This is a genomic window from Vibrio sp. V12_P9A6T4, assembly GCF_963874835.1.
Classification (GTDB): Bacteria; Pseudomonadota; Gammaproteobacteria; order Enterobacterales; family Vibrionaceae; genus Vibrio; species Vibrio anguillarum.
The window spans coordinates 23501-46912 of the sequence record NZ_CAWNJO010000115.1; the positions used below are offsets into that span (position 1 = coordinate 23501).

General features: G+C 42.8%; 21 protein-coding genes. 15 read left to right on the forward strand and 6 right to left on the reverse strand.

All coding sequences use genetic code 11. The annotated features are described in order from the left end of the window. Nucleotides 1–367 precede the first annotated feature (367 nt). Complete coding sequence (locus tag AACQ42_RS16455; protein WP_017043902.1) at nt 368–781, forward strand: H-NS histone family protein; 414 nt, start codon at nt 368–370, stop codon at nt 779–781. Nucleotides 782–836: 55 nt separating this feature from the next. Here the strand turns inward: AACQ42_RS16455 and AACQ42_RS16460 are convergent, their stop codons facing one another. Together AACQ42_RS16460 and AACQ42_RS16465 are read right to left on the reverse strand one after the other, a co-directional pair. Then, nucleotides 837–2141 (reverse strand): inosine/guanosine kinase, encoded by a 1305-nt coding sequence (locus tag AACQ42_RS16460; RefSeq protein ID WP_088721150.1) that lies wholly within the window; start codon nt 2139–2141, stop codon nt 837–839. A 102-nt stretch (nt 2142–2243) separates the two neighbouring features. Then, on the reverse strand, nt 2244–2513 hold the full coding sequence (locus AACQ42_RS16465; protein ID WP_013857103.1) for a hypothetical protein: 270 nt from the start codon (nt 2511–2513) through the stop codon (nt 2244–2246). Between the two features lie 199 nt (nt 2514–2712). Between AACQ42_RS16465 and mnmA the strand changes: the two genes are divergently transcribed. From mnmA to purB, 3 genes are read left to right on the forward strand one after another with little or no spacing between them, the layout of a single operon-like run. Continuing rightward, entirely contained in the window at nt 2713–3834 is a 1122-nt protein-coding gene (gene mnmA, locus AACQ42_RS16470; RefSeq protein WP_017043901.1) for a tRNA 2-thiouridine(34) synthase MnmA, read from the forward strand. Between the two features lie 20 nt (nt 3835–3854). Further along, nucleotides 3855–4472, forward strand: a complete 618-nt coding sequence (hflD, locus tag AACQ42_RS16475; RefSeq protein WP_013857105.1) for a high frequency lysogenization protein HflD — start codon at nt 3855–3857, stop codon at nt 4470–4472. A gap of 54 nt (nt 4473–4526) precedes the next feature. Next, nucleotides 4527–5897, forward strand: coding sequence for an adenylosuccinate lyase (gene purB, locus AACQ42_RS16480; protein ID WP_013857106.1), 1371 nt, complete (start codon nt 4527–4529; stop codon nt 5895–5897). Between the two features lie 101 nt (nt 5898–5998). Here purB and serC read toward each other — a convergent pair whose 3' ends face one another. Together serC and AACQ42_RS16490 are read right to left on the reverse strand one after the other, a co-directional pair. Further along, nucleotides 5999–7096, reverse strand: coding sequence for a 3-phosphoserine/phosphohydroxythreonine transaminase (gene serC / locus AACQ42_RS16485; protein WP_176429677.1), 1098 nt, complete (start codon nt 7094–7096; stop codon nt 5999–6001). Between the two features lie 143 nt (nt 7097–7239). Continuing rightward, the gene (locus AACQ42_RS16490) at nt 7240–8499 is read right to left on the reverse strand and encodes a DUF945 family protein (RefSeq protein ID WP_094165751.1); all 1260 of its coding nucleotides are present in this window, start codon (nt 8497–8499) and stop codon (nt 7240–7242) included. A 174-nt stretch (nt 8500–8673) separates the two neighbouring features. Between AACQ42_RS16490 and AACQ42_RS16495 the strand changes: the two genes are divergently transcribed. The 3 genes from AACQ42_RS16495 to AACQ42_RS16505 all read left to right on the forward strand — a co-directional run bounded on the left by AACQ42_RS16495 (nt 8674) and on the right by AACQ42_RS16505 (nt 11858). After that, nucleotides 8674–10599, forward strand: a complete 1926-nt coding sequence (locus tag AACQ42_RS16495; RefSeq protein WP_170899151.1) for an ATP-binding protein — start codon at nt 8674–8676, stop codon at nt 10597–10599. Between the two features lie 30 nt (nt 10600–10629). Next, on the forward strand, nt 10630–11127 hold the full coding sequence (locus tag AACQ42_RS16500; protein ID WP_094165752.1) for a response regulator: 498 nt from the start codon (nt 10630–10632) through the stop codon (nt 11125–11127). Nucleotides 11128–11309: 182 nt separating this feature from the next. Further along, complete coding sequence (locus tag AACQ42_RS16505) at nt 11310–11858, forward strand: hypothetical protein (RefSeq protein WP_026028034.1); 549 nt, start codon at nt 11310–11312, stop codon at nt 11856–11858. Between the two features lie 96 nt (nt 11859–11954). Here the strand turns inward: AACQ42_RS16505 and AACQ42_RS16510 are convergent, their stop codons facing one another. Further along, nucleotides 11955–12542 (reverse strand): TfoX/Sxy family DNA transformation protein, encoded by a 588-nt coding sequence (locus tag AACQ42_RS16510; RefSeq protein WP_094129391.1) that lies wholly within the window; start codon nt 12540–12542, stop codon nt 11955–11957. A 370-nt stretch (nt 12543–12912) separates the two neighbouring features. On the opposite strand from AACQ42_RS16510, the gene AACQ42_RS16515 reads away from it, so the two are divergent. From AACQ42_RS16515 to AACQ42_RS16535, 5 genes are all read left to right on the forward strand, one after another. Further along, on the forward strand, nt 12913–13833 hold the full coding sequence (locus AACQ42_RS16515) for an HDOD domain-containing protein (RefSeq protein ID WP_026028826.1): 921 nt from the start codon (nt 12913–12915) through the stop codon (nt 13831–13833). Between the two features lie 23 nt (nt 13834–13856). Then, nucleotides 13857–14762 carry a lysine exporter LysO family protein gene (locus AACQ42_RS16520; protein ID WP_017047741.1) on the forward strand — a complete coding sequence of 302 codons (906 nt, stop codon included), beginning with the start codon at nt 13857–13859 and terminating at the stop codon, nt 14760–14762. 86 nt (nt 14763–14848) lie between these two features. Next, nucleotides 14849–15361, forward strand: coding sequence for a hypothetical protein (locus AACQ42_RS16525; protein WP_017044636.1), 513 nt, complete (start codon nt 14849–14851; stop codon nt 15359–15361). A 99-nt stretch (nt 15362–15460) separates the two neighbouring features. Then, complete coding sequence (gene panP / locus AACQ42_RS16530) at nt 15461–17104, forward strand: pyridoxal-dependent aspartate 1-decarboxylase PanP (protein ID WP_094165753.1); 1644 nt, start codon at nt 15461–15463, stop codon at nt 17102–17104. A gap of 311 nt (nt 17105–17415) precedes the next feature. Then, the gene (locus tag AACQ42_RS16535; protein ID WP_010320194.1) at nt 17416–18270 is read left to right on the forward strand and encodes a MurR/RpiR family transcriptional regulator; all 855 of its coding nucleotides are present in this window, start codon (nt 17416–17418) and stop codon (nt 18268–18270) included. A 56-nt stretch (nt 18271–18326) separates the two neighbouring features. Here AACQ42_RS16535 and AACQ42_RS16540 read toward each other — a convergent pair whose 3' ends face one another. Continuing rightward, nucleotides 18327–19568 carry an iron-containing alcohol dehydrogenase gene (locus tag AACQ42_RS16540; protein WP_094165754.1) on the reverse strand — a complete coding sequence of 414 codons (1242 nt, stop codon included), beginning with the start codon at nt 19566–19568 and terminating at the stop codon, nt 18327–18329. Between the two features lie 294 nt (nt 19569–19862). On the opposite strand from AACQ42_RS16540, the gene AACQ42_RS16545 reads away from it, so the two are divergent. From AACQ42_RS16545 to AACQ42_RS16555, 3 genes are all read left to right on the forward strand, one after another. Then, nucleotides 19863–20129, forward strand: coding sequence for a GrxA family glutaredoxin (locus AACQ42_RS16545; protein WP_010320195.1), 267 nt, complete (start codon nt 19863–19865; stop codon nt 20127–20129). Between the two features lie 185 nt (nt 20130–20314). Continuing rightward, nucleotides 20315–21997: an aspartate:alanine antiporter gene (locus tag AACQ42_RS16550; RefSeq protein WP_013857120.1), complete on the forward strand. Its 1683-nt coding sequence runs from the start codon at nt 20315–20317 to the stop codon at nt 21995–21997. 302 nt (nt 21998–22299) lie between these two features. After that, nucleotides 22300–23403 carry a phosphoribosylaminoimidazolesuccinocarboxamide synthase gene (locus tag AACQ42_RS16555; protein ID WP_017042032.1) on the forward strand — a complete coding sequence of 368 codons (1104 nt, stop codon included), beginning with the start codon at nt 22300–22302 and terminating at the stop codon, nt 23401–23403. Nucleotides 23404–23412 lie beyond the last annotated feature (9 nt).

Consider the following 23412-nt stretch of genomic DNA (forward strand, 5'->3'; position numbering starts at 1 on the left):
CTTACTTCGCTTTAGGTAAATGACATTGTACTTAACAACGAATGCATTGCAACCGATCATGTCATCAAAGTGCATCAATTATTGGTCACATTCATTAAGAAACATTGAGACTTCTTTCATAATGTGGTGCAATGAATATCACGAAGATTATAATAAAAACATTAATTATAAGTTTATCTAAAAATCATTGATGATCTTCTTGATACTACTACTTATGTATGAAATTAGCTCATCATTACAAGTTCATATTTTTTTGATTTTTATTTATCTATAAAATTTTCATTAATATTTGAATCTAATATTGTAAGTACCAATTCAGCAGTTTATTATTGCTGTGTCGACTAAATTAAATCAAATAGGAATAGTCATGTCTGAATTAACAAAAACTCTACTTAATATTCGTAGCCTACGCGCTTTTTCTCGTGAACTCACTCTAGAGCAGCTTGAAGAAGCACTAGATAAATTAACGATCGTTGTTCAAGAACGCAGAGAAGCGGAAGAAGAAGAACGCTCTGCTCGCGCAGAACAAGAAGCGAAGCTGGCTGCGATTGCAGAACAGATTGCCAAAGACGGTATTGATGTAAGCGCATTAATTTCTGCACTTTCTGGTGAAACTAAGAACAAAGTTAAAGTTCAAGGCAAACGCGCACCTCGTCCAGCAAAATACAAATATCTTGATGCCAATGGTCAAGAAAAAACATGGACAGGTCAAGGTCGTACACCTTCTGCAATTCAAGAGCAACTTGATGCAGGTAAATCTCTAGAAGAATTCGAGATTTAATAACTCTTTAGCAAATAAAAAGGCTCCTAACGGAGCCTTTTTATTATTTTAATTTTTATCTTTCCCAATACGCTTCTTCTAAGCTGTCTTCACGTTCAGGTAAACCACGTGACAGACGAGGTGAATGCTGGGCTAGCACCTCATAACTGGCACGGTTGGAATATTTGCAAACTTGCGAGAAGGATGAATAGGTTAAAAAGTTATTCTGATGCTTGCTCGAATTAGGGACGTTCTCTTTATGATATTTATTGGCTGCCATATCATGCAGCAATGCCGACAACGCCGCATCTCCCGCACCATTAGTATTTTTAATTTTCTCAGGCCCACCCATATACGGTGAAATATGAGAATAAACACGTATCGGATTTTCACAACTTATTTTTGATGCTGGGCGACTAAATTCATAACGATTGAATTCAGCAATAGAACCAGGTAATAGTGGCAACGATGTTTCACGTTTCGCCGCATCTTCAGTATATCCTGCCATAAATAAACCGACTGGGCCTGCGGTGCATAATACAAGATCAACCCAATTTAAGGCTTTATTTGACGCTGCAAGGGGATCACTTTCCCCGGTTAATGCTTCGGCTTCATCTTCATTCATGGCAACAACAGTGACATGATCACGCAAAAAATTTTGCCAAAATTGAGGGTCATCTTGAATAACAAATTTAGTACCTAAGGTTAAAACAACAGGTACATCATATTTCTTAGCATATTCAATCGCTCTCATTGTTGCCTCTGGCATTGGATCACCAGTTTTGCAGCGAATTAAATAAGCAGTCAGTACTAAGGCTGAAGCACTTTTAAATATTTTTTCTGGAACACTTTCTGCGCGAAGTTGGTTCATTTGCCCTTCACTAATAGCAAAGGTTCTTTCTCCATCCTCTGTGATCAAGGCAAAGCAGCGCCCAATCGCTCCATCGACCGCTTGTAAATAATTCAGATCCATCCGACTTGATGTATTACATAAATAACGATAACCGTAGCTACCAATTTTTATATCTTGGCTCATCACACCTAACAACGTTGAGCGATCATCTGCCAGCACCGAATAATTGTGTAATGTGTTGCCAATCGTTCCCCCAGCATATTCGTTAGTAATCAGACCATTTTGTTTGAGCTCAGTGTACAAAGCTTCGGCCTTCTGATCGTCAATCACTAACGAATGGCCTTTACTAAGCTCATATTTTTCGATGAGGTCAGTATTTACTTTCGCTTCTATATCCACCAAGGTCTGGTCGATACCAATAATATGTGTACGTGACATTTTTTTATTTTCTTGTGCTTGGATAACAAGTGGGTCACGTGCATGAACAGGAAAGTAATGCTTTGATTTGCGTTGGCCAGGAAATTTCATAACGTCAGTCTGAGTAGAGGAGAAAAAGATGCGCGATTCTACCGCGCACCCATTAGCGCGGCAACTAAGGCAACTATAGCAAACGTTTGCTCTTGATTATTTTTATTCACCTTCCATAAAGCTGAGATCAGGTAACCTATCTAAATGCTCTGAATAGCGTTTTAGGTCAAATTGCCCTTCGTTTTTCATCACATCAAAAATCTCAATTGCAAGCGCACAAGCAATAGAGGCAACGGCATCCTCCCTTGAGTGACCTGTCATCATCAAGCGCATCAAGGTTTCTTTGACCTTTAACGGATTTCCGTCCGCGAGTTGATTCTCTACTGTTTCGATGAGGAATGCGTCATCCATAATCTGATTGTCATCTTGCATTTTGTGGCCTTTTATTACGCTTTAAAATGGCACGCACTATGCCATAAGCCATTATAGAATTCTAAAACTAATTTCTGCTGACATTGACAGATACGACGCCAATTAAACCAGATAGAAGTGTGATTGCTGTCTCGGATCTGTCGCGACGAAAATCTTTCTGCTAGAATCTGCGACCAAGTCAATTGAGTGGTATTAAGTAATGTCAGACAACCGCAGCGCAAACAGCCAAAAGAAAGTCATCGTCGGCATGTCCGGTGGTGTTGACTCCTCCGTTTCGGCGTATCTTCTCAAAGAGCAAGGTTATCAAGTCGAAGGCCTGTTCATGAAGAACTGGGAAGAAGATGATAACGAGGAATATTGTACAGCGGCGGAAGATTTAGCCGATGCACAAGCCGTGTGCGATAAGTTAGACATCCCTCTTCATACCATTAATTTTGCCGCCGAATATTGGGACAACGTATTTGAATATTTCCTAGAGGAATATAAAGCAGGGCGAACTCCCAACCCAGACATTCTTTGTAACAAAGAAATCAAGTTTAAAGCCTTTTTAGAGTTTGCAGATGAAGTGCTAGATGCCGATTATATCGCCATGGGCCACTATGTTCGACGCACCTTCCCTGAAGGTAATGACAAACCAAAAATGCTGCGCGGCTTGGACAACAACAAAGACCAAAGCTACTTCCTCTATACATTAAGCCATGAACAAGTGGCTCGTAGCTTATTTCCTGTCGGTGATTTAGAAAAACCCGAAGTTCGACGCATTGCGGAAGAACAAGGTTTGGTGACGGCGAAGAAAAAAGATTCAACTGGTATCTGTTTCATCGGCGAGCGCAAATTTACCGACTTCTTGTCTCGCTATTTACCAGCACAACCGGGTAAAATTGAAACACCAGAAGGTCTCGTTATTGGTGAACATCAAGGCCTGATGTACCACACTTTAGGTCAACGCAAAGGGTTACACATTGGTGGCCAAAAAGGCGGTGGCGGTAACGAAGACCCATGGTATGTCGCTGATAAAGATCTTAAACGTAACGTTTTGATTGCAGTCCAAGGCGCTGATCACCCATTATTGAAATCTCATGGCTTGATCGCTTCCCAATTACACTGGGTTGATCGTACACCAATCCAAGCAACGCTAAGCTGCACGGTAAAAACACGTTACCGTCAAACGGATATAGCGTGTACCATCATCCCTATTGATGATGAAAACATTAAAGTCATTTTTGATGAGCCACAAGTGGCCGTCACGCCTGGTCAATCCGCGGTTTTCTATCAAGGCGATGTGTGTCTTGGCGGTGGAATTATTGAGCAGCGAATTTAAACAACTTAGGAGTAATAAACGTGGCTAACACCCTTTATGACCGTACCATCGCTTTTGCGGGTATCTGCCAAGCTGTCGCTTTAGTGCAACACGTAGCAAAAAATGGTCACTGTGATTCAGACGCGTTTGAAACTTCTCTAACGGCTATCTTAAGTACTAATCCAAACAATACACTTGATGTCTTCGGCTCTGAGGCCAACTTAAAAATTGGCCTCGAATGTTTGGTGAAAGGTATTGATAGCACGCCATCAGGGAGTGAAATCACTCGCTATATCATTAGCCTGATGGCATTAGAGCGTAAATTAAGCGCTCGTCGTGATGCGATGTCACAGCTGGGCGATCGTATTCAAACGATTGAACGTCAAGTCAACCACTTTGACTTGCTTGATGATCAGATGATCAGCAACCTTGCCAGTATCTACTTGGATGTTATCAGCCCTATTGGCCCGAGAATCCAAGTCACTGGAACCCCTACCATACTTCAACAAACTTCAACCCAGCACAAAGTGCGCGCCTTACTCCTTTCAGGAATTCGTTGCGCTGTCTTGTGGCGTCAGGTTGGAGGAAAGCGTCGCCATCTGATCTTCGGTCGTAAGAAAATGATCGAACAAGCTCAGATTTTATTAGCTCGAGTCTAATATTGACGCAAAGAATTCACTCTCACACTTAACCTCAAAATTCAGGAGAAAAACATGGAACTGTCAGCCTTGACTGCTGTTTCACCGGTAGACGGCCGCTACGGAAGTAAAACGATTGCGTTACGCAGTATCTTTAGTGAGTTTGGTCTCCTCAAGTATCGGACCATTGTTGAAATTCGTTGGTTACAGAAGCTTTCAGCCACTGCTGGAATTGCCGAAGTTCCAGCATTCAGTGATGAAGCAAATCAATTTCTTAATGCGATAGCAGACAATTTTAGCGAAGAAGATGCCGCTCGTATTAAAGAAATTGAACGCACAACGAACCATGATGTTAAGGCTGTAGAGTATTTCTTAAAAGAAAAAGTAGCGGGTGTTCCTGAGCTGCACGCCGTTAATGAATTCATTCACTTTGCTTGTACTTCAGAAGACATCAACAACACATCTCACGCGCTAATGCTCAAAGAAGCTCGCGATACCGTGCTTCTTCCTGAAATGCGCAACATTATTGATGCGATTCGTCACTTAGCAGAAGAATATCGCGATATTCCGTTATTGTCTCGTACCCACGGACAGCCAGCATCACCAAGTACTATGGGTAAAGAGATGGCTAACGTAGCGTACCGTATGGAACGCCAATATAAGCAGATTGCCAATATCGAGATTCTCGCAAAAGTAAACGGCGCAGTAGGTAACTACAACGCTCACCTTTCAGCCTATCCAGAACTCGACTGGCATACCTTTAGTGAAGAGTTTATCACTGAATCGCTAGGTGTGGCGTGGAACCCTTATACCACACAAATTGAGCCACATGATTACATCGCAGAGCTATTTGATGCCGTTGCCCGCTTCAATACTATTCTGATCGACTTCGATCGTGACATTTGGGGCTATATCGCTTTGGGCCACTTCAGACAAAGAACCATTGCGGGTGAAATTGGTTCATCGACAATGCCACATAAAGTCAACCCGATCGATTTTGAAAACTCAGAAGGCAACCTAGGCCTTGCTAATGCCGTGTTCAATCACCTAGCACAAAAGCTGCCTATTTCTCGCTGGCAACGTGACTTAACAGATTCAACCGTGCTGCGTAACCTTGGTGTGGGTGTTGGTTATGCGATCATCGCCTACACTTCAACGCTAAAAGGGATCAGTAAACTGGAAGTGAACCGTGATGCGCTGCTTGCTGAGCTCGATAAAAACTGGGAAGTCCTTGCTGAACCAGTGCAAACAGTTATGCGCCGCTACGGCATCGAAAAACCGTACGAAAAATTGAAAGAACTCACGCGCGGTAAGCGAGTCGATGGTGAAGCAATGCGCCACTTTATTGATGGCCTTGCGCTACCTGAAGCTGAAAAAGCACGCTTGAAAGAGATGACACCAGCCAACTATATTGGCCAAGCAATTGAGTTAACCGACAAATTGTAATGCTCTTCAATCTAGCCGATTAATGACAAAGCCCACTTAGTGGGCTTTGTTTTTTAAGGTCGTATTTTATGTTATATCGTTTTTGATACCATCAAAAAACGTTAGGCGTACTGCTGTTCAAACTCTTGCATAAAATCAACTAAGGCTTGAACGCCTTCCAGTGTCATCGCATTGTAAATCGAGGCACGCATACCACCCGCGACTCGGTGACCTTGCAGCGAGACTAAACCACGCGCTTCAGCCAACTCTAAAAACGTACTATCCAACTCTGGTTTCACTAATTGGAAAGGCACATTCATCAGTGAACGGTTGTCTGGGTGAATGGTATTGCGATAGAAAGGTAACTCATCAATTGCGTTATAAAGCAGCGCTGCTTTCTCGCGGTTGATTTTCTCAATCGCCGCGACACCACCCTGCCCTTTTAGCCACTTGAACACGAGACCCGACAAATACCACGCAAACGTAGGCGGCGTGTTGAACATAGAATCTTGTTCAGCTTGCACTTTATAATTCAATATAGTCGGTAGCACATCACTGGCTAAATCAAGCAAATCATCACGAACAATCGCAATACAGATCCCCGCTGGCCCAATGTTTTTCTGCGCTCCCGCATAAATGACTCCGTACTTTGAGACGTCTATTTGGCGCGACAAAATCGTAGATGACATATCAGCTACAATCGGTTTGTCTGTATCTGGTAAATCATTAATCTCAATACCATCTATCGTTTCATTCGGACAAAAATGCACGTAAGCCGACTCAGGATCGATTTTCCATTCGCTAGCTGGTAATACCGCTGTTTTGCCCTCTTTGGTCACTTTGGCGTTGAAAACATCGATTTCACAATATTTCTTCGCTTCTTTGACCGCACTTTCAGCCCAGTAACCCGCATCAATATAGGTCGCTTTAGTCGCATCGCCTAATAAGTTTAAAGGCACCGCCGCAAACTGAGCGCGCGCTCCACCCTGACAAAATAATACTTTGTAATTACTCGGGATATTAAGCAAATCTCGCAGATCTTGCTCCGCTTCTTGAGCAACGCGAATAAAAGGTTTACTGCGATGACTAATTTCCATAACGGACGTGCCAAGCTCGTGCCAGTTAATAAACTCGGCTTGCGCTTTTTCCATCACGGCTTTAGGTAAGGCTGCTGGGCCTGCGCTGAAATTATAGACTGGGCCCGCTTGATTTGATTCCATGAGTTCCTTGCTCCTGCTATCGACAATTAATGTGATTAATACCACTTTTTGATGTGGATAAAAAGCGAGAAAAGAGCTTCTATCGGCTCTTTTCTCTTACTGATTGCTAAAACTCGCGAAATCGTTTGCTTGAGCGCCGTTCGCTATCGCATCAATGCCGGAAGTAATAGTGTCAATAGCGGCATTTGGTTGCCATTTTCAAATTCCAAGTTGCCCTGTTTCAGCTCAGCTTGGAGTCGATATCCTTGATCGGTTTGCTGCATAATTTCCATCACAACAAGCTCATCAATACCTTGCTGGATAAAAGGAAAATCTTCAACCAGCTGGTCAGAAATGAAGGTATCAATGTGGCCGGTTAAGGCTGGTAAAATGGTACTCGGATCTTGCACCACATTATTTGTCCCTTCAGGAACCGCTATCTTCCAGTTTGATTCAAACTCACCTTGGCCAACTTTTAGCGCCATTTTATTCATCGATAGATAAAAACCTTTCTCGAATAATGATTGCACATAAGGTAGTGCTTGCTGAATGTCCTCATCAGAAAGTTCTGGGCTGTTTTGGTAAAGCGTTGAAAGCTTCTCAAAAGCGTCACCATCTAAATCACCCAAGGTAAAATCAAGATTGAGGTCCTTCACCTCGCCTTCGCTATAAGTTAATTTATCCATCTCAATCAAGTGATTACTATCAAAACGAGAAGGCTCTCCTTTTAATACCGAATCAAAGGAATAACGCATGTTGTCCATACTCAGCGTATTTTCACCTAGGCCATCGACAAGATTAATTTTTGCTAACGCCAATGACTGTTGTCCTAGCCAGAAGCCTTTATCTTGTTTACCTATACCTTGACCAGTTAGCTGTGAAAGCATCATTTTTTCACCACTGGTAAAATCCAACTCAACAGAAGGAACATTGAGTTGATAAGTGATTTCACCTAGCACCGAAATATCACCTTTCAATGTGGCGGGCGTTGTCGAAAACGTCATCTCGCCATCTTCACTTTGGTAGTGCCAACTGTCTAGCGCCACAGTGTATTGAGTATTGCCATTCAACTGCGTGATACTGGTCATCGTCAATGGTAGATTTTCTTGATCAGCTATAACGGATGTTGCTGTTAAACTCAACAGGCCATGCTTAACCTCGCTATTGACTAAAACTTGGGTCGGTAAACCATCGGCAACAAACTGTTGTTTGAGCGTTTTATCTGCAATCTGATAGCGGGTTTGCACGGTTGATGAAAGGTAACCGCGCTTATAACTGACAATGTCCGCCTCGATTGAACCTGAAGAGATATTTGCAATACCGTTAGTGATCACCTTTTCACCGATTTGCCCGACAGCCAACGGCCAACATGCTGCTAAGACGATAGCACCACCAACCGCACCAATGATTTTTAACTGTTTCATAGCGTTCCATTCCTGATGATTTTACCCAGTCTACCGTAAACAATTGAAAACCAAAACATGGAGTTAGGTCAGAGTATTGCTAAGATGTGATGAGAAATTCTAAAACCTAGCTCTCAAACCCACTGCGTAATACTTGCTACAGTAGTCAAAACAGCGATGACAGTAGAGGCTTGTGTGAACCATTACGCACTACTTTGTTTAGACAATAACCCAATCAGCACAGAACAGTTGCGAGCTGAGTTAGCTCCGTTCGCCGCTAAATTTGATCTTCATACAGCGGACACCATAGATGAAGCTGAGCAAGCCCTAGAATATTTGCACGAGCAGCAACAAACGATTGCATTGGTCATTGCCAGTCACCATGAGCAGTTTGATGGTGCGGATTTTTTGACTCAACTCGATAAATCAATCCACACGCGTTCAGCGCGGAAAGTGCTGATAAGCTGCGGACAAGATATTCAAGCCATTCTCACCGCCGTCAATGAGGGGCGATTAGATCACTGCCTCACTAAGCCACTACAAAATAACGTGCTCTATAAAACCGTCCAAAAAGAGCTCACGACCTACATCTTAGATCACGATAAAGACAACATTCTCAACTACAGCACAATACTTGATCAACAGCGCATCTTACGCGCGCACATCGATAATAAAATGCGCAGTTATCGAGATGGTTTTATCTCCGATTACCACAAGCTTTCTGATACAGAACTGGCTGAACAAGTAATTGGTGCTTTACACCAATTTTTTGAAAATGAAGATGAAACTCGCGCCTGCCGTACATACTCCACTAATCACTTTCTTACCAAAGAGGGAGAAGAGAACCGCTTTCTTTGGTTCATCACTGAAGGTGAAGTGGCCCTGTATAAAAAAGATGATTTAGGGCAACAAAGAGAAGTGGTTCGCCACAAAAAAGGCAACATTGTCGGTGGTATGTCTTTTGTGACTGGTGAGAAATCTTTTTCTACTGCCGTCACCCTGACTAAAACCGATGTGATTAAACTAGACCGAGATGTGTTTGCAAAAGTCATGCATTCGGATACTCGGCTATTGCCCCTATTTACTAACTTGCTGCTCCGCCATTTTAACCGCCGCTTACAACGCAGTATTAACACTAAATTGCAACTACAAAAAACGCTCGAATCACTTGAGTCAGCTCATCAGCAATTAATCGAGCGGGAAAAAATGGCCATGCTCGGTCAGCTTGTTGCAGGCGTCGCTCATGAACTAAACAATCCTGTCGCCGCAATTTTACGTGGAACCGAAACATTGTCAGACAAGATTGAGCACTTAGTCCAAGAGACTGAACATAAAAATCTGCAACATAAAGGCAGCCAACTATTAAGGAATGCACTTTCAGCCAAACCTACTTCTACATCAGAAGAGCGGGCACGCGCTAAAGCCATAGAAAATGAAATTCATCATCGTTTGATCGCGAAAAAATTGGTCAAACTCAATCTAGATGATGATCTTGCGCTCCGACAATCGGCTAAGCACGATCCTGAGAAAACGTTAGAAACACTGGAACAATTAGAAAACTATTTCCTAACAGGTAGTACACTTCGTTCTATCAATGTTTGTGCACAACGCATCGCCGATATGGTACGAAGCCTTAAAGGGTATGCTCGCCCTGATGATGAAGCGCTACACAAGGTCAATATTCATGAAGGTATTGAAGACACTCTGGTTATTTTCGAAAATCGTCTTAAGCGCCACAAAGTCGAAAAAGAGTATGCCGACTTACCTTTGATTACCTGTCAGCCGATTGCATTACAACAAGTATGGACAAACCTCATTTCCAACGCTATTGATGCCTTCCCAGCCAATGGCGTACTGCACATTGCAACCACATTAGCAAAACAGGGTAATCAATCTTTTGTAACCATCAGTTTCACGGATAATGGTTGTGGGATCCCGTACGAGCAGAAAGAGCGTATCTTCACATTAAATTACACGACGAAAAAAGAAGGTAACTTTGGACTCGGTATTGGGCTTTCTGTCTGCCAACAAATAGTCCACCAGCATCAAGGTTGGATCGATGTTCAATCTGAACAGGATAAATACACGACGATGACGGTATGGCTGCCAGTTAGTCGATAACTTGTCGTGCTGATGATTAAGGAGAATATCATGAACAAATTTTTGATCTTATGCGTGGACGATGAACGTGAAGTATTGGACAGCGTCATACAAGACCTCGACGAATTTGAAGAGTTTTTTATCTTAGAAGCCGCAGAGTCTGTTGCAGAGGCAAAAGAAGTGATTGCCGATCACCAAGCTCAAAATATCAAGCTGGCTTTAATTTTGTGTGATCACATTATGCCCGAACAAACAGGCATTAGTTTCTTAATTGAATTAAGCCGCAATGAAGAGACGCAACATACACGCAAAGTACTACTAACAGGCCAAGCAGGGCTAGAAGACACCGTAGAAGCGGTGAATCATGCCAGCCTACATTTTTATGTAGCCAAACCTTGGGATGGGAACAAACTTCGCAATGTTATCAAAGATCAATTAACACAATATATGATTGAAAACGAATCAGATTTAATGCCTTGGGCCAGAGTCTTGGATGCCGAGAAAATCTTCAATGCGATCGCACAAAACCGCATCAGTTTTGGTGAATAAAATATCCTAACGAAGAAATGGCACTCTCTTTGCTTATTTTTTGCGAAGACAACAAAAGAATGACACTTTTTAATGGCGACAATGTCAATCTATGCACTATGATGTCTAAATTCTTTAATGTCACCGCGGGTATTCCGCGACTGACCATGGAAATAAACTAAAAATATAGGTTTATAGTGACTATGCGTAAAACAATCATTGCAGCCGCTTTGCTGCTAGCCTCAGGCCAAACACTGGCAGAAATAGACCGAAATAGCCCATCCGTCATGAGCAATTTTAGTTATGACTATATCGAAGCTCGTATTGGAGCAAGTCCAGTCACCTTTGGTGCTGCGATGAGCAAATCAATTCACCCAAATGCACATGTTATTGGTCGTATAGACTCTGAGTTTGAAGGTGATTTTGACGCAGCCGCAGGTTTTGGCTTTCATGCTCCTATTAACAACTGGGCTGACTTCACGGGTGAAATGCTATTACGCGTCGTAGATACCCGCGATAATAAAAGCACCGATACCGGAATGGAATTAAACCTTGGCGTACGTCAATGGCTTGGACCACAGTTGGAAGTTGGTGGCAAAGGTGGCTTTGTTTCTATCGATGACAATGATGACTGGATTGCGTCTGTTTATGCCCGTTTTCATTCTACAGAACTTTTCTCTCTCGGTGCCGAAGCTCGTATCAATGATGCTTACGGCGATCAGCTGATGTTTACGACTCGTTTTAAGTTCTAGGTGTAAGCTAAATACAATAAAAAGCCGAGTCTTACGTCTCGGCTTTTTATTTGATAACTATCTTTATTTAATAACAGTGCTACAAAACTGTCAGCGTCATGAGCAGCTTTCTAATAATTGACGCTTGCGAGGCTCTTGCAGCAATTTCCAATGAATACCTTCGATCGCACCAGCAAACTTCCACAGTAGTTTTACATCGACGTCACTACCGTACGTTTTTCTCACTTTAGAAAATATCGTAGGAGCACCTAAGCGCATGAACGTTTCCACATCATTGATGCCCGCTTTTTTAACCATACGCTCTAACGTTAACTGCATGTTTGGCAAATCACGTAGTCGACGACTTGCAGAGGATTTTTGAAAGCTACGTTGCTCAACAGAATAGCGGATGGAACGTTCAATAATCGTATCTAGGCTCTCATGATTGCTCACAAAAAGCTCAGTAATATCATAATAATTAACGGTTGCTGTGGTCTGCTTTTTAACGTGTTTGTATTTTTCGCAGCCTAATTTTGTGAGTGCATCATCGAGCTCTTCACCTCCACGAATAAAAACAGACTCTTCACTAATCAGTGAATACATCGCTTCTTTTTGGAAAAGCCCAACACCACCAAACATTGAACGCTTTTGAAATGCGCCAAATTTAATAACGTAATTGAAAAATGCATGCTCAATCATATCCATTGATCCTTAATCAAGTTCCCCGATTAATAGTGATCACCAGATAGCAGCGTATTTTTGCGAATAAAAAGAGTAAGTTAGTAACAAGCTTGTAGTAGTTTAGTATTAGCTTGCTTAATATGGGTACTATCATAGTTAACGATACAAAATAAGTCTGGGCATACATCACATCAATAAACATATCTGCGCAGAGTTATGAGATGAAAATCACATCATTGTGTTTATGAATAAATTTTTTTGACACACATTCCTTTCATTAACGTATTAAGGCTAATGTATCAAGAAAACAAATTAATGCGATTAATGGTGAATTGATTGCTTATTTGGGTTAGCAGACGGTAAAATGCCTTCAGTACAGATTGAGCACAAATTTATGAATCATCTATCTTTTTACTGGCTTCCAGATCATCATCAAATGCTCATCCAAGGGTTAGAAAGTGAATTTTCTCAATTGGTTGAACACTCACTCAGCACAGGAAAAATTTCACTTCCTCCTATTCCTGATGTTGTTCTAAAAATACAGCGCTTATGCACATTAGAATCTACTGAAATTTCAGATGTCGCCGATTGTCTACTTGAAGATCCCGGACTGACTGCAATTGTAGTACGCGTAGCAAACTCTGTTGTCTTTAATCGTCGAAATATTACCTGTACGGATTTAGTCACGGCTGTATCACGCTTAGGCATACTACGAGTACGCGACATTGTAACAGCCCAAGCGATTGAGCAATTAAAGCACTCTGTAAACTTAAGCAAAGAATGCAATAAAATATTGGTTAATAGCGCCGCCATATCACGAGAGCTTGGCGCAACCATGGTGATGGTAACTCACGCATTTAAACAACTTGAACCAAGCCGATATCAACATTTAGAGCAGGAAAAAGCCTTACTTGTCGGTCTACTTGCGGATATTGGCTTGTTTTGTCTGGTACACGAATATCATTTATATCTTGAGAAAGGCAACTATCTCGATCAAGACATCGCCCTACAGATTTTTCAGTCGCGATGTTCAAAAACCAGTCAGCTTGTGTTAAGAAGTTGGGGGTTCGACTCAGATTTCCTTGAAGTAGCAGGAAATCAATCTTTAGTCGCATCTTCTCACGAAGTCAGTTACCTTGATGTGGCACGTATTGCTCACCATCTTTTACTGTTTCGTCGTCAAGATGAAGAGATTGAAGAGCATGACGTCGAAATAAATGCGACCGGAGCTGAGGTGCTATACAACTTAAGTAACCTTAGTGAGCTTGAATTCAAATCAAAACTCAATGATGTGATCAACGCAAGCGGCTTCTAAACCCAAAATAATCAGAGGATGAGATGTTCTCAGGGATGTTATTTATTTTTGCCCCACTAATAGTGGGGTATCTATTTTCTATTGCCAATCAACAGTGGCTAGCAGCATTAAATAAAGCCACGTCTTGGTTAGTTTACGTCATTCTGTTTCTGATGGGTTTAAGCTTGGCAGCCCTCGATAACTTGGGCAGTAACCTACAGTTGATACTCAAATTTACCACCGTATTTTTCTTGATGATCGGTGCTTGCAACTTGTTGGTCTTGCCTTTTATTGACAAATTCCTACCCATAAAAACCGATGCGAACCATTCAAAACTGCCACTATCTAGCATGGCGTTAGAATCCGTAAAGCTGATTGTGGTTGTCGGTGGAGGATTGGCGCTTGGGGTTGTATTAGGATTCGATTTAAGTTGGGTGAGCACTGCCAGTGAATGGATCTTGTTCGTATTACTTTTCTTTATTGGTATTCAGTTGAGAAATAGTGGTTTAACTCTACGACAAATTTTGCTCAATAAATACGGAATGGTCATCGCATTAGTCATTATATTGACCTCTTGGATTGGGGGGATCATTGCGGCCATGATTCTTGATATCCCAATTTATCGAGGACTAGCCATGGCTTCCGGTTTTGGATGGTATTCACTTGCCGGGATTTTAATGGGTGATGCTTTCGGCCCCGTCTATGGTGGTGCCTCTTTCATGATAGAGCTACTTAGAGAACTGGTTGCTTTAGTGATGATCCCCATGCTAATCCGAACCAAACCTTGCTCTGCCATCGGCTATGCTGGGGCAACCGCGATGGATTTCACCTTGCCCGTGATCCAGACAACTGGCGGGGTTCGTTGCGTACCGATCGCGATTGTCAGTGGGTTTATTCTCAGCCTACTGGTGCCTATTCTTATGCTGTTCTTTGTATCACTTGCAGGCTAGATCTCAGGAATCACTTTAGCCTTCATTTAAACTAACAATAGGGAGTAGAAAACTCCCACACAATAACAAAGCCCAAAGGAAGATTTATGAAACGTGTTATCGTTGCCCTACTGCTCTCAACTTCAGCGAATGTTGCTCTCGCTGCTGATAACCAATGCTTATCCGAAAAATATGACGCTTATGTCGACGCGTCTCTCCATTGGTATAGTGATCTCGCAGACTTAACGACCGCGCAATATCCTGAACTTACTGAAGTTAGCCAATGGTTTCTGCAAGGACGCCAGCATCACTTTGAATTAAGCCGTGCGGCAGTCCACTATTACCTAAGCAACGATCCTTCTAAAGTCGCCACCTCGCAACCTGTAGAAGCTTGGTTAAAACTAGAACAGCACGACATTAAAGTATTGGCCTCACGCAGTGATGATCTCGGCCACATTGCTAAAATCACCTATGAAGATCGCCAAGCAAAGCCTAACGAAAAAAACTATGAATTACGTTCAGCTTTAGCCGAATTGCTCAGTCATCCGAAGCAGATCGAAGCTGCGTTGAATAAATATAACGATGCCATCGCCTTGATCGAAAAGAAAGTCTGTAACTAATCGCCGCCTCTACTCTAGCCGAATTAAGACGGGACAACTGTCCCGTTTTCGTTTAGATTGTGCCGCTCGCATTCCATAAAATCAAAATAACGAAGCTGTATGGTATCAGAACAAAAAACTGCAAATGTGAGTTTCGAGAGCTTGTTACGGATCTTCACTGTGCCCGAAGGCCCCGATTCAACACTGACAAAAATAGACCAAGAGCTATCGCGCAATTTGAACCTCTTCTTGCGTGAACATATTGTCGCTGAAGAAAAACCACTCAAAGAGATCGAAAAAGATTTCTCTAATCCGGAAATTCCAGAGTCACCGGAGTTCGTTTCAGAACATACTCAGCATTTGTTGGATAATTTAGTCGCTCATTCAGTGCATACCTCGGCTCCTAGCTTTATTGGTCATATGACATCTGCACTGCCATATTTCTTGATGCCGTTATCAAAGATCATGATTGCGCTGAATCAAAACTTAGTCAAAATTGAAACGTCAAAAGCGTTTACACCGCTAGAACGGCAGGTTTTGGGTATGTTGCATCGTTTGATCTATCAAAAAAACGACGCTTTTTACAGCCAATGGATGCATAGCGCTAATCATTCGCTCGGTGCATTTTGCTCTGGCGGAACAATTGCCAATATCACGGCATTGTGGGTGGCTCGTAATAATGCTTTGAAAGCCGATGGTGATTTCCAAGGCGTCGAAAAAGAGGGGCTGTTTAAAGCCATGCGTCATTATGGTTACCACGGGTTAGCCATTTTAGTGTCTGATCGTGGCCATTACTCTTTAAAGAAAGCCGCTGACGTATTGGGTATCGGCCAAGAAGGCTTGGTTTGTGTAAAAACCGACCACAACAACCGCTTATGCCCACAAGATTTGAAAGCCAAAATGGCACACCTAAAAAGCCAGAAAATTAAACCTTTTGCGGTTGTTGGCGTCGCCGGAACGACAGAAACGGGCAACATTGATCCCTTAAGAGATATCGCCAATATTTGCCAGCAAGAAGGTTGTCATTTTCACGTAGACGCCGCTTGGGGCGGTGCAACATTAATGTCGAATAATCACCGACACTTACTCAATGGTATTGAGTTGGCTGACTCCGTCACGATTGATGCACATAAACAGCTCTACATCCCTATGGGGGCAGGCATGGTACTATTCAAAAAGCCTGATGCTATGCATTCAATTGAGCACCATGCGCAGTATATTTTGCGGAAAGGTTCAAAAGATCTAGGCAGCCATACGTTAGAAGGTTCTCGTTCAGGTATGGCCATGTTGGTGTACGCTAGCATGCACATTATTAGTCGCCCTGGCTACGAATTATTGATTGACCAAAGCCTAGCTAAAGCTCGCTATTTCGCCGATCTAATTAAAGAACAAGACGACTTTGAGCTGATTTCTGAACCCGAACTGTGTCTTTTAACTTATCGTTATATTCCTGCTTTTGTTCGCCAAGCACTGCAACAAGCCTTGCCCAATCAAAAAGCAGAACTGAACGAGTTGCTAAATGAAATCACCCAGTTTGTGCAGAAAAAACAAAGGGAAACGGGGCGTTCATTTGTCTCTCGAACCCGTTTAAACCCAGAACGCTGGGACAAGCTTGATACCATCGTATTCCGCGTGGTACTAGCCAACCCGCTAACGACACATGCTATCTTGCATTCGATATTAGATGAGCAACGACATATTGCCACGCTAGCCCCTAATTTGATGGCCAAAATTGAGCTGCTTGCTCAAAGAATCATCAGCTAGAATCCCTGTAAGTTACAGCGAATTGAAAATTTATTTCTTTTTGCTGTAACTAATACATCATTAATGAGCTGGAAATTTCCATTAATCATCGATTTAAATCTAAATTCTGTAGTTTTCATGAAATTTTGTTTGAGGCTTGTCATGTTCTCATCAATTGTTAACTTGAATTGTTACGGAAATCTACATCCTAGGTTTATACTCATTGCATGGCGTTGGTTTAACTTACCTTTTTGGAAATGTGTTATTTCCAATCCCCCCAAAGGGCGACCGGGTAAAACCAACGAGTTGTTCTCTTCGCCCGCGTGAACACTATGAATACATTAGAAAAAATTCAAAAAAATCTGGAAAACTTTAGCAAGTCGGAACGTAAAGTCGCCGAAGTAATTATGGCTTCGCCCCAAACCGCGATTCACTCAAGTATTGCGACGCTCGCCAAAATGGCTGATGTCAGTGAACCAACGGTAAACCGCTTTTGTCGACGACTCGACACCAAAGGCTTTCCCGACTTTAAGCTTCATTTAGCGCAAAGCCTTGCTAACGGAACTCCGTATGTAAACCGAAATGTTGAAGAAGATGATGGCCCAGACGCCTACACCCATAAGATTTTCGAATCGACTATGGCGTGTTTGGATGTGGCTAAAAACAGCTTGGATCCAATGCAAATTAACCGTGCAGTTGACTTACTCACACAAGCAAAACGGATCTCTTTCTTCGGTTTAGGAGCCTCTTCTGCTGTAGCAAAAGATGCCCAAAACAAATTTATTCGCTTTAACATTCCGATCACTTGTTTTGAAGATATCGTGATGCAACGCATGAGTTGTATCAACTGTACCGATAATGACGTAATTGTTTTGATTTCGCATACAGGTCGTACTAAAAGCCAAGTGGAAATCGCCAATCTTGCGCGCGAAAATGGCGCGACTGTCATTGCGATTACGGCAAAAGATTCACCGCTGGACAAAGCAAGCTCGTTGTCGATCTCTCTTGACGTACCTGAAGATACTGACGTCTATATGCCCATGGCAAGCCGTGTGGTGCAAATGACGGTAATTGATGTACTGGCTACTGGTTTCACCCTGCGCCGTGGCTCTGGTTTTCGTGAAAATCTTAAACGCGTCAAGGATGTACTAAAAGACTCGCGCTACGATAAGCTGTCACAGTTCTAAGATAATCGCGATCCTAAAATAATCGTTAGAACGGAGCTCAATTGCTCCGTTTTTTATCAACTTTGCTTGCTACTTTCAGGCGCGACGGGATCATGCCTAACTTCTACCTGATTGGATGAATTCGGTTGCCACTCCTCACACTCACCTTGGCACTCGCAAACTTGATTTAATATATGGATTAACCTTTCTTGTGTTAAAGGCAAAGGGTTACCTTTAATCGCGACCGACTTTAAAGCATCTAACGCCACGCGCTCAAACGACGTATTGCACACACCAAACTGGTTGAGTTTAGGCAGTTGCAACTTATCTAACATCATTTTCACCCACAGCACGCCATCTTCAACGTGAACATTTGTTCTGCCAGTCACGATTTGAGCGATTTTTTTATAACGTGTAAGTACATCATTTCGCCCTGCTTTTTGCGCTGCTCGAATGTTTTCTCGCATAACATGAGGGGCCAAACGCGCCGTGATCACGCTGTGTGGAGCATCAAGTTTCCCTCCCAATGCCGATGCCAAGCCATGTGCAGCGCCAAGCTTTGCATTGGTAATCGCCATTCCTCCAAGCATTGCGGCAAAAGAGAGATCCGCTCGCGCTTTATGATCATCTTTTCGGCACGCTGGCAATATAGAACGACTGAGTTTGCGCAGCCCCTCTTCACACACCATATCGGTGAGTAGATTGGGTTCACCACACACATAGGCTTCCATTAAATGCGTAAAAGCATCCATTGCGCCTCTGCCAGATGTGTAACTGTCGGTACCATAGGTCAACGTGGGGTCAATAATCGCAACATCTGCCAGCATATCTGGGCTGCGCAAGCTTACTTTTACTTTGTCTTGTCCCGATTTCAACACAGCATTACGCGTGACTTCGGATCCCGTACTGGCGGTGGTTGGAATAGCAATAAATGGCAGCGGTTTTGTCTTTAACGGCACATTTCGGCCAACCACTTCCACATAATCATAAACGTTACCTTGGTTAGGAATGATTGCCGCGAGTGCCTTGCCCATATCAATCACACTACCGCCACCAATAGCAACGACCATGTCCGGTTGAAAACGTCGGCCTAAAATGGCCGTTTCCTCCACCATGGTAATATTAGGTTCACCAACAATAGCTACATGCTGATAGCGCATATTCTGCATTTTCAGGTATTGAACAATAGGGGAAGCTCGTTGTTGTTCTTTTCCCGAAACCAGCAGTACGCTATAACCATATTGGTTGAGAACAGAAAGTGAATTCAATAACGCTCCTTCTCCAAAAATGATCCGCGTCGCCGTCATAAACTGGAACATGAATAACTCCCTTTTCTCTCATCTAGATTAGCTCTGTTTAGAGTGCACCTATCGTTAAAAAAATTTTTTGATGCAGTGCAATGTGGAGCAAATAACCACATAAAAAACACAAGTTTATGCGGCATGTCACAGCCAAGCCATTGTTGATCTATTCCCAACACCATCGAGAGGTAAGCTTGCTTTGATTAAGGAATAAGCAATAGCTTTTACCTATTGAAGTAACTGGTGAATGCCACTTTATTTCCGACCTTGAATCGGGCATAGTTGCATGCAACAAGAATGAAGGAGAAAGCTATGTTCGTTGTTATTTTTGGCCGCCCTGGTTGCCCCTACTGTGTTCGCGCAAAAGAACACGCTGAAACATTGAAATTAAAACGCGATGATTTTAACTATCGTTATGTCGATATTCACGCGGAAGGCATCAGCAAAGCTGATTTAGAAAAGACAGTGGGTAAACCGGTTGAAACTGTGCCACAAATCTTTATTGATCAAGAACACATCGGTGGTTGCACTGATTTCGAAGCTTATGCGAAAGAACATTTAGGCTTATTCGACGAATAAAACCAAGAAACATAAAAACCCGCTGATTTTTAGCGGGTTTTTGCTATTTATAGATAAATGGCTCTTTCTCTCAAATTAGGTCAATGAAATGTCAATTGTCACAAATTTCACTTATCTTTTTGCAATATTCAGATACAATTCCCACACTTTACCTACCCCACTTGGCACACATAACGAGTTGAGCCGTGAATATCGACGTCGTACTTTTGCTTGATCAGAACCCTATTCTTCTTATTTTTGTTGTCTTAGCGATTGGCCTTGGTTTTGGCAAAATTCGTTTTGGTAGCTTACAACTGGGCAACTCTATTGGGGTGTTAATTACATCACTCATCATGGGGCACCTTGGTTTTTCCTTCAATGCTGAAGCCTTAACCATAGGTTTCATGCTGTTCATCTATTGTGTCGGCATTGAAGCTGGCCCTAACTTTTTTGGCATATTTTTCCGTGACGGAAAACATTATCTCATCTTAAGTTTAGTGGTGCTCATTACCGCCACTTGGATCACCTATTTTGGCAGTTATTATCTCGGCCTCGATTTTGGCTTAGCTGCTGGTATGATGGCAGGCGCATTAACCTCCACCCCCGTATTAGTAGGCGCACAAGATGCGTTAAACTCCGGGCTAGCCACCATTCCAAGAAATATGGATTTATCCCTTATTTTAGATAATGTTTCGGTGGGTTATGCGATGGCTTATCTAATTGGCCTTATCAGCATGATCATGTTTGCCAAGTTACTGCCTAAGCTGCAAAAACAAAACCTCTCTGATTCTGCTCAACAGATTGCTCAAGAGCGTGGTTTGGGTGGTAGCGGTCAACGCAAAGTCTATTTACCCATCATCCGTGCCTATCGTGTTGGTCAAGAGTTGATCAACTGGATTGATGGGCGCAATTTACGTGAGCTTGGTATTTATCGTCAAACGGGTTGTTATATTGAACGCATTCGACGTAATGGCATTCTTGCCCATCCTGACGGTGACGCCATCTTGCAAGAAGGGGATGAAATTGCACTGGTCGGCTTCCCTGACAGCCATGCAAGACTAGACCCTAGCTTTCGAAATGGCAAAGAGGTGTTTGATCGCAACTTACTTGATTTGCGCATCTCTGAAGAGGAAATCGTCGTAAAAAGTGACAGTATTGCCGGTAAACGCCTATCGGATCTGAATTTATCCGAATATGGTTGTTTCCTGAACCGAGTGATACGCGCACAAATTGAAATGCCAATGGACTTAGACATTGTGCTTGCCAAAGGCGATGTATTGCAAGTCAGTGGTGAAAAAAGCCGTGTTCAAGGCTTGGCCGATAAAATCGGTTTCATCTCTATCCATAGTCAAATGGCCGATTTACTCGCCTTCTGTAGCTTCTTTATTCTCGGCATTTTGTTTGGTTTGATCACCATGACCTTTGGACAAGTCTCCTTCGGTTTAGGCAACGCGGTTGGGCTACTGCTTTCTGGCATTATGCTTGGTTTTTTACGAGCCAACCACCCCACTTTCGGCTATGTACCGCAAGGGGCATTAAATATGGTGAAAGACCTAGGTTTGATGTTCTTTATGGTAGGCATTGGCTTAAGTGCTGGCGGAAAAATGTTCCAGCACCTCTCAGAAGTGGGCGTACAAGTGATCGGCCTTGCATTTTTAGTCAGCGTGGTGCCAGTCGTCTTTGCCTATTTGGTCGGTGCGTACATTTTGAAAATGAACCGCGCGCTTCTATTTGGTGCGATTATCGGTGCACGAACTTGCGCACCAGCGATGGATATCGTTAACGACTACGCAAAATCGACCATTCCCGCATTGGGTTATGCCGGCACCTATGCTATCGCCAATATACTGATGACACTGACAGGAACTATTTTAATTTTACTCAGCTAAACCTAATAATCCTCAGTGCTACTCGCCCAAAGTCACATGTGTGGCTTTTGGCGAGCCATCGCCCCTCTATTTACTTCGCTTTTATCTCAATGTTTGCCGCTTTATCGACTCAGAACTGCATCTTTTCTCCTGAATTCAACTCACCACTGCTTAATTTTTCAAACAAAAGGCAATCGTTTGCTTTTTATCTGGCAGCAGAAAATAGTTCTGGTATGATGCGCACAGTTTATCGATATCCTTACTAGCGTTGAGCTAAGCGATATCTTCTCTGTATGACGTTTGAAAAAGATAGGAATGTCTAAATGAGCCTTGCTGATCAAATCCTTGCCGTCAATGACGACCTCCCAATTCGCACTCACCAACCTGTTCATAGCGGCAAAGTTCGCTCTGTTTATTGGCTAACTCCAGAAGATAGCCAGCGTTTGATCAAAGAAAAAGGTTACAACGTTGCTCCTGATGCACCTTTAGCCATTATGGTAATCAGTGACCGTATTTCCGCTTTTGATTGTATCTGGCATGCCGAAGGTGGCATCAAAGGTGTACCGGGTAAGGGCGCGGCATTGAACGCGATTTCAAACCACTGGTTTAAGCTATTTCAAGAGAGCGGGTTAGCCGATAGCCATATTTTAGATATTCCCCATCCTTTTGTATGGATTGTGCAAAAAGCCAAGCCAATCAAAATTGAAGCGATTTGTCGCCAGTATATTACCGGTTCAATGTGGCGTGCTTACGAAAAAGGTGAACGAGATTTTTGTGGTATTCAATTACCAGAAAGCTTGCAGAAAGATAAAAAACTGCCAGAACTGCTCATTACACCATCAACCAAAGGCATCTTAAAAGGCATTCCCGGTGTTCCAGAAGCCGATGATGTCAATATCTCACGTCATAATATTGAAGAGAATTTTGCCGCTTTTAACTTCAGTCGTGTCGAAGATATTGCCTTGTACGAAAAGCTATTAAAAGAAGGCTTCGGCGTCATTAGCCATGCACTCTGCCAAGTAGAGCAAATTTTCGTCGATACCAAGTTTGAGTTTGGTTATGTCACCGATGCCAACGGCGTTGAGAAACTCATTTATATGGATGAAGTGGGTACGCCGGACTCTTCTCGTATCTGGGACAGCGCTTCCTATCAGCAAGGACGTATTGTGGAAAATTCGAAAGAAGGTTTTCGTCAATTCTTGCTCAACTACTTCCCTGACCCAGATATTTTACTCAACAAAGAACGGATGGCTGAGCGAGAAGCGCTTGCACGTGATAATGCGCTGCCTTTGGCTGCATTAATGGATATTTCCAACACCTATCTTGCGATTGCAGAGAAAATTGTTGGCCAACCGATCGTATTAAGCCAAAATCCAAAGCAAGAGATCATTACGATCCTGCGTTCTCAATATGGCTTGATTGACTAGCACTCAACA

Bases quoted from the DNA above. Each gene is read 5' to 3' on its own strand.
- AACQ42_RS16455 (WP_017043902.1), top strand. From the start codon at position 368: ATGTCTGAATTAACAAAAACTCTACTTAATATTCGTAGCCTACGCGCT.
- AACQ42_RS16460 (WP_088721150.1), bottom strand. From the start codon at position 2,141: ATGAAATTTCCTGGCCAACGCAAATCAAAGCATTACTTTCCTGTTCAT.
- AACQ42_RS16465 (WP_013857103.1), bottom strand. From the start codon at position 2,513: ATGCAAGATGACAATCAGATTATGGATGACGCATTCCTCATCGAAACA.
- mnmA (WP_017043901.1), top strand. From the start codon at position 2,713: ATGTCAGACAACCGCAGCGCAAACAGCCAAAAGAAAGTCATCGTCGGC.
- purB (WP_013857106.1), top strand. From the start codon at position 4,527: ATGGAACTGTCAGCCTTGACTGCTGTTTCACCGGTAGACGGCCGCTAC.
- serC (WP_176429677.1), bottom strand. From the start codon at position 7,096: ATGGAATCAAATCAAGCGGGCCCAGTCTATAATTTCAGCGCAGGCCCA.
- AACQ42_RS16490 (WP_094165751.1), bottom strand. From the start codon at position 8,499: ATGAAACAGTTAAAAATCATTGGTGCGGTTGGTGGTGCTATCGTCTTA.
- AACQ42_RS16500 (WP_094165752.1), top strand. From the start codon at position 10,630: ATGAACAAATTTTTGATCTTATGCGTGGACGATGAACGTGAAGTATTG.
- AACQ42_RS16505 (WP_026028034.1), top strand. From the start codon at position 11,310: ATGCGTAAAACAATCATTGCAGCCGCTTTGCTGCTAGCCTCAGGCCAA.
- AACQ42_RS16510 (WP_094129391.1), bottom strand. From the start codon at position 12,542: ATGGATATGATTGAGCATGCATTTTTCAATTACGTTATTAAATTTGGC.
- AACQ42_RS16515 (WP_026028826.1), top strand. From the start codon at position 12,913: ATGAATCATCTATCTTTTTACTGGCTTCCAGATCATCATCAAATGCTC.
- AACQ42_RS16520 (WP_017047741.1), top strand. From the start codon at position 13,857: ATGTTCTCAGGGATGTTATTTATTTTTGCCCCACTAATAGTGGGGTAT.
- AACQ42_RS16525 (WP_017044636.1), top strand. From the start codon at position 14,849: ATGAAACGTGTTATCGTTGCCCTACTGCTCTCAACTTCAGCGAATGTT.
- panP (WP_094165753.1), top strand. From the start codon at position 15,461: ATGGTATCAGAACAAAAAACTGCAAATGTGAGTTTCGAGAGCTTGTTA.
- AACQ42_RS16535 (WP_010320194.1), top strand. From the start codon at position 17,416: ATGAATACATTAGAAAAAATTCAAAAAAATCTGGAAAACTTTAGCAAG.
- AACQ42_RS16540 (WP_094165754.1), bottom strand. From the start codon at position 19,568: ATGTTCCAGTTTATGACGGCGACGCGGATCATTTTTGGAGAAGGAGCG.
- AACQ42_RS16545 (WP_010320195.1), top strand. From the start codon at position 19,863: ATGTTCGTTGTTATTTTTGGCCGCCCTGGTTGCCCCTACTGTGTTCGC.
- AACQ42_RS16555 (WP_017042032.1), top strand. From the start codon at position 22,300: ATGAGCCTTGCTGATCAAATCCTTGCCGTCAATGACGACCTCCCAATT.